We start from the raw sequence: 9,292 nt of genomic DNA on the forward strand, positions 1-9,292 counted from the left end.
AATTCTCAACCGGCTTAATATTATCCGGTTTTGTTACACAGCCTGTTAATAACACTGCAAGCAAAACCAGAGTTATTGATAATATTTTTTTCATATTGTACGCTTTTAGTTTTTTATCCATTAATCAGTATAGTAAACTAACTATGATATCTAACTATAATTAAACTTTTTTAATATTATGCAACTAAGTTATTTTGATCTGCTCAAAAAAAATGATTTAACTGAATATAAACTTTTTATGATTACAGGTGATGAGCCTTTACAGAAACATAATATTATAGAAAAAATAACAGATCAATTTAAAGCAAAAAGCTATGAGATTTCATACCATGATTTAAATGAGCAGAACTTAGATGTATTGTATGGTGAAGTTGATAGCTTAAGCCTATTTTCTATGGATAAACTTATCCAGTTCAACTTCGATAAGCCTCCTCAGAAAAAACTACAGCAAGCATTAGCTGATAAATTAATAAGTGAAGATGATAATGTTTACTTGCTAGTTTTCAGTGGTATGAAAAAACAAAACACCTCAGCTAAATGGTTCCAAAGCTTGGAGCATCGAGCTATACATATAAGCATATTTAACCCCAATATACATAACGCTATAAATATAATAGATTATGAAGCAAAACAATTAGGATTAAGTCTCACGCAACCTGCCATTCAATTACTAGTTCAAAAAACAGAAGGTAACCTGATTGCTTCTAAACAAATTATCAAGCTACTATCACGCCAAAGTACTCAGACCTATGATGAAAACACAATTCGTCCATTTATACACGAACATGCGAACTTTGATGTATTTGATCTTTCTGAAGCCCTTCTCTCTCAACAGAAAACTAAAGCACTAAAAATTCTCAATAGTATTCTAACTGAAAATGACAAACCGCCTCTAGTGCTATGGGCTATCAAAAGAGAATTAAGAATAATCTCACAACTTAAAAATACACAACCAACATATCACCAAAAGATATTCAAAGATAATAATATCTGGCCTTTAAAACAGAAATTCTATATTAGCTTAGCAAATAAGACTAGTACTGAAAAAATATCTATAGGTTTTGAAAAATGTCTACAAACTGATTTGTATATTAAAGGTGCTAAAAAAGGCAATATTAAACTCAAACTTAATGAAATAATTTTTGAAGTTTTCTAGTTATGGTTTTGAGTTTTTTTGTTACGAGGCTATAAGTATTATTTACTTTTTTTAGACAATTGATATCATTAATCAGGATTAATCAATCAACGTTAAGGAATATAGTAAAGATATGAAAGTAGTGACCGCTGAATATATATGGATTGATGGTTCAGATCCTGTACCTGGACTTAGATCTAAAGGAAGAGTTTTACCATTTAAAGATTTTGAGACTGCTGATGACTTTCCTGAATGGAGCTTTGATGGTTCTTCTACGAATCAAGCTACAGGTGATAATTCAGACTGTATTCTAAAACCTATCAATTTTGTAATCGATCCATTAAGAGAGTGTGGATATCTTGTTATGTGTGAAGTTTATAACCCAGACGGAGAGACTCCACATGCAACAAACAATAGAGCTAAATTAAGAGCTCTATTGGCGAGTGCTGACTGCCAAGATATGTGGGCTGGATTTGAACAGGAGTATACGATGTTCAAAGATGGTAGACCACTTGGATGGCCTACTACAGGATTCCCAGGTCCACAAGGCCCTTATTATTGTAGTGCTGGAAATAGCAAAACCTACGGTCGTGATTTAGTAGAAGCTCATATGCAAGCTTGTTTAGATGCTGGAATACTATTTTATGGTATAAATGCAGAGGTTATGCCTGGACAGTGGGAATTCCAAATCGGCTACAGAGGTGTTGAAGGTGAAGATGCTGGGATACTAAACATATCTGATCATACACACTTAGCAAGATGGCTTCTAGAAAGACTAGGTGAAGAGTACGGTATAGATATATCTTTTGATAACAAACCTATCAAAGGTGATTGGAATGGTGCAGGTCTTCACACTAACTTCTCTACAAGCAAAACAAGAAACCCTGAGACAGGAAGAGACGCTATTAAGAAAATATGTGCATCATTAGAAAAAAATCATAAAAAAGATATCTTAAACTATGGTTATAATCTTCATGAGAGATTAACAGGCAAGTTAGAGACTTCTGACATGAACACTTTCAGTGTCGGCGACGCTGATAGAGGATGTTCTATTAGAATTCCTAGACCTGTTGCACTTAAAGGTTATGGTTACCTTGAAGATAGAAGACCTGGCGCAAATGCTGATCCTTACGTAGTTGCTATGGCTCTAGCAAATGCCGCTATTAACTAATATTAATCTATATATCAAATCTTTCCTTTTTTCGGTAAAATACAATCTACGTAATTCTAGACTAAATCATCTAAATGAAAAATAAACCAATTAGAACTAGATCTTCTGGCGATGAGTATTATAAAAATATTTTCAATGCCATCTGTAATAACGATGGTTTTTTAACCAAATTCGACATCATCGCAATACTAGATGATGCAGGAATAACTAATGATGATCCACGTACCAAAAAGTTAAGAGCTGAGCTAAATAAATTAACTGTCATAGACAAAATTGATTTTAAAAAATTCAAAGAAATAACTTCTGATAGTACTGGTATAATTGAGAAATCTGTCAACAAAGGATTTACAATTCCAAATTTTAAAGATTTCCGTAAAGAGATTGAACAAATATTTGAAGAAACTAAAAAAAATAATTCTGGGAAAAATGCTACATACATCCCTCAATTAGCCAGGGTAGACTCCGAACTTTTTGCTGTTGCTTTTTGTAGTGTAGATGGTCAGATGATTACACTTGGCGACTTTGAACATCCATATTGCGTTCAATCAACAGCTAAGCCTATAACATATTGTATCGCAACAGAAGAGAATGGTGAAGAGAAGGTTCATAAGCATGTTGGTAGAGAGCCTAGTGGTATTACGTTTAATGCAATAGCACTAAATAAATATGACCGTCCTCACAATCCGATGATAAACTCTGGTGCAATAATGATGTGCTCATTGATTAAACCAGAGTGGAACCTTGCTGATAGGTTTGAATATATAACTAATATTTGGGAGAATCTAGCTGGTGGTGATCCTATAGGTTTTGATAACGCTGTATATCATTCCGAAAAAGAAACAGCTAACAGAAACTATGCATTAGCATACTTTATGAAAGAGGTTGGAGCATTTCCACAGAATACAAATATTGACACTTCTTTAGACTTTTATTTCCAAACATGTTCTATACAAGTAAATGCTAAAAAAATGTCCAAGATTATGAGCTCTATTGCTAATGGAGGCATATGTCCTTTCACACACAAAAAAATATTCTCTCCAACAACAATTCGTAACTGCTTATCAATGATGTATTCTTGTGGAATGTATGATTTTTCTGGTGAATATGCATTCTCCGTTGGGTTACCGGCTAAATCCGGTGTATCAGGAGCACTAGCTATAGCTATACCTAATGTTGGCGGATTCGCAATTTTTTCTCCACGTTTAGACAATAATCACAACTCTGTTAGAGGGGTTGAATTTAGTAAAAGATTAGTAGAAAAATTTAGTTTTCATAACTATGATCATATTGCTCATTGCGATAAAATCAATCCAGTTGAAGGTAGAGGAACTATAGATTCAAACCTAACTCTTGAACTAATTTGGGCAGCGAGTAATGGCGACTTATCAGAAATCAAAAGAGCTGTAGCGTTGGGAGTAGATATTAGCAAAGGAGACTACGACAAAAGAACTGCTCTACACCTAGCTTCAGCAGAAGGTCATGAAGAAGTAGTCAAATATCTTATACGCAAAGGTGCAAATCCTGATGCAAAAGATAGATGGGGTAGAACTCCTCTTGAAGATGCTAAAGCCAACAACCATTCTCATATAGTTAGATTATTAGAAAAAGTCTCTTCGTAAAGAGATACTTAATTTTTCATATCATATTTACTTATATCACTTATCATATTATTTGATAGTTACTAGTTGCTTTTAAGTTTCGTCTAATATATCTTTACTTACGGAATAGTTAATTTAAAACCGCTAAATAAGGATTCAGTTCATGAGTAGATTCATTAATAAAATACTATCAGTAATAGAAATGTTTATATTTGGGATTCGTTGGCTTCAAGCCCCAATCTATTTGCTTTTATCACTAGTTTTATTTGGGTTTATCTATGAGATATATCATGAACTTCACCATTTATTCACTGCTTATAGCAGCATTGATGAAGATCAACTTATTATATTAGCTCTGACACTATGTGATGTTGTACTAGTAGCAAACCTTGTAGTCATTGTAGTCATAAGTGGTTATGAGAACTTCGTAAGTAAAATGAACCTTGATAAAAAAGGTGGGGGACAACCTGTTTGGATTAAAAAGTTATCTCCAAATGCAGTTAAATTAAAGATTGCTGGTTCTATCATAGGTATATCTTCTATTTCTCTTTTGAAGAAGTTTCTAGAAGTATCTCATTCATCTGACAGAGACTTGGCGTGGTCAGCAGCTATCCACTTAGTATTTGTGGTATCAGCATTACTAATCGCATTTACTTCATATATAGAAGGTAAATCTCATAAAGCTAGCTACGATGATGATCACTAGTAACTTTACTATCCTAAATATTATTTTCTACGCCCTAGATCTTCATCCTCGGGCTTGCCTTGGATAATTCTAGTACGCTCATCACAAGAAACTAACATATCTTCATCAAATTTAAAGAAAGCATGAACTTCAGCTATTAGTTTACGATTATCCAGCTTCATATTGGCATATACTCTATGTAAAGAGGCTACCATATCACCCTCCTCTACTAGATAAATAAACTCAAATCTAACACTCTCAACAACCTCACGTTGTTTTTTTGATATGCTCAATAAAGCCATCGTAATCAATCTTATGACCATCAACAACTTGTTTATAGTCCAAGCGTACAAATTTTTGAATAAACTTTTCGGGATCAATATCTGGATTATAGATATTTTCAAATAAAGATTTTAATAAGCTTTTTTTCGACACTTCTTACTCAGGCTTCATGTGTGGGAACAATATTACATCTCTGATAGACTGCGAATTTGTCAGATACATTACTAATCTATCAATACCGATACCTTGACCTGCTGTAGGAGGCATACCATACTCTAATGCTCGGATATAGTCTTTGTCATAAGGCATAGCTTCATCATCACCAGATGCTGCTGCTTCAACCTGCTTTCTGAAACGTTCTGCCTGATCTTCAGCATCATTTAGCTCAGAGAAACCATTAGCAATCTCACGTGCACCTACAAAGAATTCAAATCTATCAGTAAACTCAGGATTACCATCTTGTCTACGCGCTAAAGGTGAAACTACAGCTGGATAATCTGTGATAAATGTTGGTTGAATTAGTTGATGCTCAACAGTTTCTTCAAATATTTCATTTATTAGGTGACCAAGCTCGTGATAAGCTTCTACTTTTATCTTCAGCTTCTCAGCAAGTGCTTTTGCAGATTCAAATGTTGCTAAATCTTCTTTGGTAATATCATCATTATATTTGACGATTGAATCAACCATTGAAATACGCTCATACTTACCACCAAAGTTAATCTTATATTCACCATACTCAAGTATTTCACTACCTATAACCTCTTGTACAAGCTTAGATAGCATATCCTCTGTTAGATCCATAAGATCATTATAGTCAGCATACGCCATATAGAACTCCAGCATTGTAAATTCTGGATTATGACGTGAAGATACACCCTCATTTCTGAAGTTACGGTTTATCTCATATACTCTCTCAAAGCCACCAACAACTAGTCTTTTTAGATAAAGTTCCGGAGCTATACGCAAGTATAATGGCATATCCAAAGCGTTATGATGTGTTTTAAATGGCTTAGCCGCTGCCCCACCTTGTAAAACATGCATCATAGGAGTCTCTACTTCCATAAAATCCAATTTATCAAAATAGTTACGGATAAAGCTGACGACTTTTGAACGGACCTTAAAAACTTCTCGAGCTTTTTCATTTGTAATTAGATCAACATATCTTTGACGATATCTCATCTCTTGATCTGCTAAACCGTGGAACTTATCTGGTAAAGGTCTGATAGCTTTTGTCAAAATTTCAAAGTGACTAGCCTCTACAGAAAGCTCACCTGTATTAGTCTTAAACATAGTCCCCGTAATACCAACTATATCACCTAAATCACATAGATTTTTAAAAGTTTCATATTGCCCTTCTGGTAAATCACTCTTTTTTAGATAAACCTGTATTCTACCTGAGTAATCCTGTAACGTAATAAAAGAAGCCTTACCCATCACTCGACGAAGAACCACCCTACCTGTGATATTGTATTGCTTTTTATCCTCAAGCTCCTCAAGTTCTTGTTTTGAATATTGTGCATATTGGTTTTGTAAAGCATGAGCAACAACATTTCTTCTAAAGCTATTTGGATGGCTAATACCATTATTTTGTTCAGCTAGTGCCTGTAGTTTTTCTTTTCTTAATGTTATTTGTGAGTTTTCTTGCATATCCGTTATATACTTTTTAACAAGAGTTTTTATTTGCTCTACAACATCATCATTTATTTCACTCACTTGATCAAGAGATTCGCTAATCTGTTCTCTAATCTTACCTCTAACAGCATCTTTTACTGTTATCTCATTTGCATCCAAATATTCTTTAATCGAATTTTTTATTAAATCTTTTAATTTACTACTCATCTTTTCACCCTATATTTTTTACACTTTTATGGTTAGCTTTTGCTAATGATAATGCAAATAAGCAGTAGCAAGTGCTAGGTAGTTGTGCATACTTTTCTGCCATAAAAAACATATCGCTAAAACTTACGCAGTTAAGTAGCGAATTTTATTTACAATAACTAATTATTATAACCCACTTTTTAAGCTAGCCTCAATAAACTTATCTAAATCACCATCTAAAACTGCTTGAGTATTTGTATTCTCAACACCCGTTCTTAAATCTTTGATTCGAGACTGATCTAACACATAAGAGCGAATCTGACTACCCCAGCCAATATCGGCTTTTGAGTCTTCAAGAGCATTCTTTTCAGCATTACGCTTTTGTAGCTCCATCTCATACAATTTTGACTTAAGCTGTTTCATTGCACTATCACGGTTTTTATGTTGTGATCTATCGCTTTGACTTTGTACAACTATGTTTGTAGGAATGTGAGTTATTCTCACTGCAGAATCAGTTTTGTTGACATGCTGTCCACCGGCTCCTGATGCTCTATATGTGTCAACACGCAGATCTGCTGGATTAATTTCTATATCAATATCATCATCAACTTCAGGCGATATAAACACTGATGCAAAAGATGTATGACGCTTGCTATTTGAGTCAAATGGTGATTTTCTCACTAATCGATGAATCCCTGTCTCAGTTCTAAGCCAGCCATAAGCATATTCACCCTCAACTTTGAGCGTACATCCTTTGATACCTGCAACATCACCATCTGATACATCATCAACAGTTACCTTGAAGCCGTGACTATCTGCCCAACGCATATACATACGCATTAGCATCTCTGCCCAATCCTGTGCTTCTGTACCACCTGAACCTGATTGAATATCCAAAAAGGCATTATTAGGATCCATCTGACCAGAAAACATTCTACGAAACTCTAGCTTTTCAATTTCAGCTGTGACATCTTGAGTATCTTTAGCAATCTCTTGCATCAAAGATTCATCTTCTTCAGCAAGCTCAAGTAGCTCTGTTAAGGTTTCTAGGGTTTCTGAAATATACTCACAATTATGTACAACATTCTCAAGCTCTACTTTTTGTCTGCCCAAGTTTTGTGCATACTCTGGATTATCCCAAATAGAGCCATCTTCTAGCTCCATTAAGACTTCTGTTAGCTTTTCTTTTTTGACATCATAGTCAAAGATAGTCCCGTAAAGATTCAATACGGGCCGTTAGATCTTTTAATACAATCTTGTAATTTATAGATTCCATTTTATTGATTTTTATTGATTAGAATTTGTGTATAGATTTTATATTTTTGTGCTGAATTTTACAAACAAAGAGTATTGAAAGTTATTTAAATACTCTCTTATTCTTTTGGCTTAAGTTTGTTATCATTTATTATAAGATTTCTAATAAAAAATTTACAGATGTCATATCAAGCATTAGCTCGTAAATATAGACCACAATCATTCTCAGAAGTTGCAGGACAACAGCATGCGCTTAATAGTCTAGTACATGCTCTAGAAACACAAAAAGTCCATCATGCCTATTTATTTACAGGCACTCGTGGTGTAGGTAAAACAACACTTGGTAGATTACTAGCAAAATGTCTAAACTGTAAAACTGGTGTTACAGCAGAGCCATGTAATAAATGTGAAAACTGTCTGGCGATTAATAATAATAGTTTTATAGATTTGATTGAGATTGATGCTGCATCACGTACAGGAGTCGAAGAGACAAAAGAGATTTTAGATAATATCCAATATATGCCATCTCAAGGTCGCTACAAAGTCTATCTAATAGATGAAGTTCACATGTTATCCAAACAGAGCTTTAACGCTCTACTAAAAACATTAGAAGAGCCACCTGAATATGTCAAATTTATATTGGCAACTACAGATTATCATAAAATACCCGTCACAATACTTTCACGTTGTATTCAACTACACCTAAAGCATATCTCACAATCAGATATCAAGGATCAGCTAAAAGTAGTTCTTAATAAAGAAAATATAAACTCAGATGAACAATCACTAGACTACATTGCTTATCATGCAAAAGGTAGTCTAAGAGATGCTCTAAGTTTACTTGATCAAGCTATAAGCTTTTGTAGTGGTGAACTTAAGCAAGCACAAATCAAACAAATGCTTGGAATTATAGATAGTGAAGAGGTCTATAACATTATCGAAGCTATTATCGGAAATAACCCAAGTGCGGTATTACCTGCTGTAAAAAATTTAACTCTTACAGAAAGCAATGCTGATGCAGTGCTAGATAGAATCGCTGAGATATGGTTTGCTTGTTGTATTTATAGTTTTACACAGTCTCTAGATGCTATTAATGATATTGATATAGATATTATCAATAAGGTTCTTGATAAAATTTCTGTTGAACAAGCACACTTTTTATATCAACTTACAATTACTGCTAAAAAAGATATATCCCTAGCTCCTAGCTTTGAAACTGGTGTAACAATGGCTGTACTTAGACTGATAGCCTTCCAAAAAAAAAACTTAACAAGTAATCATTCATTAAATACTACCCCAAAGATCTCTTCAGAGACAAAAAATGACATCAAAGCCCTAAAGAATGCTTT

At 34.0% G+C, this 9,292-nt stretch carries 9 protein-coding genes and 1 pseudogene; 5 read left to right on the forward strand and 5 right to left on the reverse strand.

The genetic code is table 11. The features are described from left to right. A pseudogene (locus tag FTPG_RS09970) lies at window positions 1-94 on the reverse strand (lipocalin family protein); the annotation flags it as partial. Between the two features lie 84 nt (window positions 95-178). Here FTPG_RS09970 and holA point away from each other — a divergent pair. The 4 genes from holA (at window position 179) to FTPG_RS01720 (ending at window position 4,610) form a co-directional block, all read left to right on the forward strand. Next, window positions 179-1,156 (forward strand): DNA polymerase III subunit delta, encoded by a 978-nt coding sequence (gene holA, locus FTPG_RS01705; RefSeq protein WP_004286681.1) that lies wholly within the window; start codon window positions 179-181, stop codon window positions 1,154-1,156. A 112-nt stretch (window positions 1,157-1,268) separates the two neighbouring features. Next, window positions 1,269-2,306, forward strand: coding sequence for a glutamine synthetase beta-grasp domain-containing protein (locus tag FTPG_RS01710; RefSeq protein WP_004286682.1), 1,038 nt, complete (start codon window positions 1,269-1,271; stop codon window positions 2,304-2,306). A gap of 74 nt (window positions 2,307-2,380) precedes the next feature. Continuing rightward, window positions 2,381-3,925, forward strand: a complete 1,545-nt coding sequence (glsA, locus tag FTPG_RS01715; RefSeq protein WP_004286683.1) for a glutaminase A — start codon at window positions 2,381-2,383, stop codon at window positions 3,923-3,925. Window positions 3,926-4,067: 142 nt separating this feature from the next. Beyond that, complete coding sequence (locus FTPG_RS01720) at window positions 4,068-4,610, forward strand: TIGR00645 family protein (RefSeq protein ID WP_004286684.1); 543 nt, start codon at window positions 4,068-4,070, stop codon at window positions 4,608-4,610. Between the two features lie 20 nt (window positions 4,611-4,630). On the opposite strand, the gene FTPG_RS01725 is transcribed toward FTPG_RS01720, so the two are convergent. The 4 genes from FTPG_RS01725 to prfB all read right to left on the reverse strand — a co-directional run bounded on the left by FTPG_RS01725 (window position 4,631) and on the right by prfB (window position 7,965). Beyond that, a complete protein-coding gene (locus tag FTPG_RS01725; RefSeq protein WP_234367122.1) occupies window positions 4,631-4,891 on the reverse strand; it encodes a hypothetical protein in 261 nt (86 codons plus the stop codon). Further along, entirely contained in the window at window positions 4,857-5,024 is a 168-nt protein-coding gene (locus FTPG_RS09770; RefSeq protein WP_004286686.1) for a hypothetical protein, read from the reverse strand. The genes FTPG_RS01725 and FTPG_RS09770 overlap by 35 nt, the downstream gene beginning before the upstream one ends. A gap of 3 nt (window positions 5,025-5,027) precedes the next feature. After that, window positions 5,028-6,710 (reverse strand): lysine--tRNA ligase, encoded by a 1,683-nt coding sequence (gene lysS, locus FTPG_RS01730; protein WP_004286687.1) that lies wholly within the window; start codon window positions 6,708-6,710, stop codon window positions 5,028-5,030. Between the two features lie 165 nt (window positions 6,711-6,875). Continuing rightward, a protein-coding gene (prfB, locus tag FTPG_RS01735) for a peptide chain release factor 2 (protein ID WP_200147444.1) occupies window positions 6,876-7,965 on the reverse strand; the annotation gives its coding sequence in 2 pieces (ribosomal slippage) (window positions 6,876-7,892 and window positions 7,894-7,965; 1,089 coding nt in all). 158 nt (window positions 7,966-8,123) lie between these two features. Here prfB and dnaX point away from each other — a divergent pair. Next, on the forward strand, window positions 8,124-9,292 hold a 1,169-nt coding region (gene dnaX / locus FTPG_RS01740), incomplete at its 3' end, for a DNA polymerase III subunit gamma/tau (RefSeq protein WP_004286689.1).

The organism is Francisella philomiragia subsp. philomiragia ATCC 25015 (assembly GCF_000156715.1).
GTDB lineage: Bacteria > Pseudomonadota > Gammaproteobacteria > Francisellales > Francisellaceae > Francisella > Francisella philomiragia.

What these genes read in the sequence shown, in the direction of transcription:
- FTPG_RS01720 (WP_004286684.1), top strand. Translation starts at nt 4,068, where the DNA reads ATGAGTAGATTCATTAATAAAATACTATCAGTAATAGAAATGTTTATA.
- FTPG_RS01725 (WP_234367122.1), bottom strand. Translation starts at nt 4,891, where the DNA reads ATGGCTTTATTGAGCATATCAAAAAAACAACGTGAGGTTGTTGAGAGT.
- FTPG_RS01710 (WP_004286682.1), top strand. Translation starts at nt 1,269, where the DNA reads ATGAAAGTAGTGACCGCTGAATATATATGGATTGATGGTTCAGATCCT.
- glsA (WP_004286683.1), top strand. Translation starts at nt 2,381, where the DNA reads ATGAAAAATAAACCAATTAGAACTAGATCTTCTGGCGATGAGTATTAT.
- holA (WP_004286681.1), top strand. Translation starts at nt 179, where the DNA reads ATGCAACTAAGTTATTTTGATCTGCTCAAAAAAAATGATTTAACTGAA.
- lysS (WP_004286687.1), bottom strand. Translation starts at nt 6,710, where the DNA reads ATGAGTAGTAAATTAAAAGATTTAATAAAAAATTCGATTAAAGAATAT.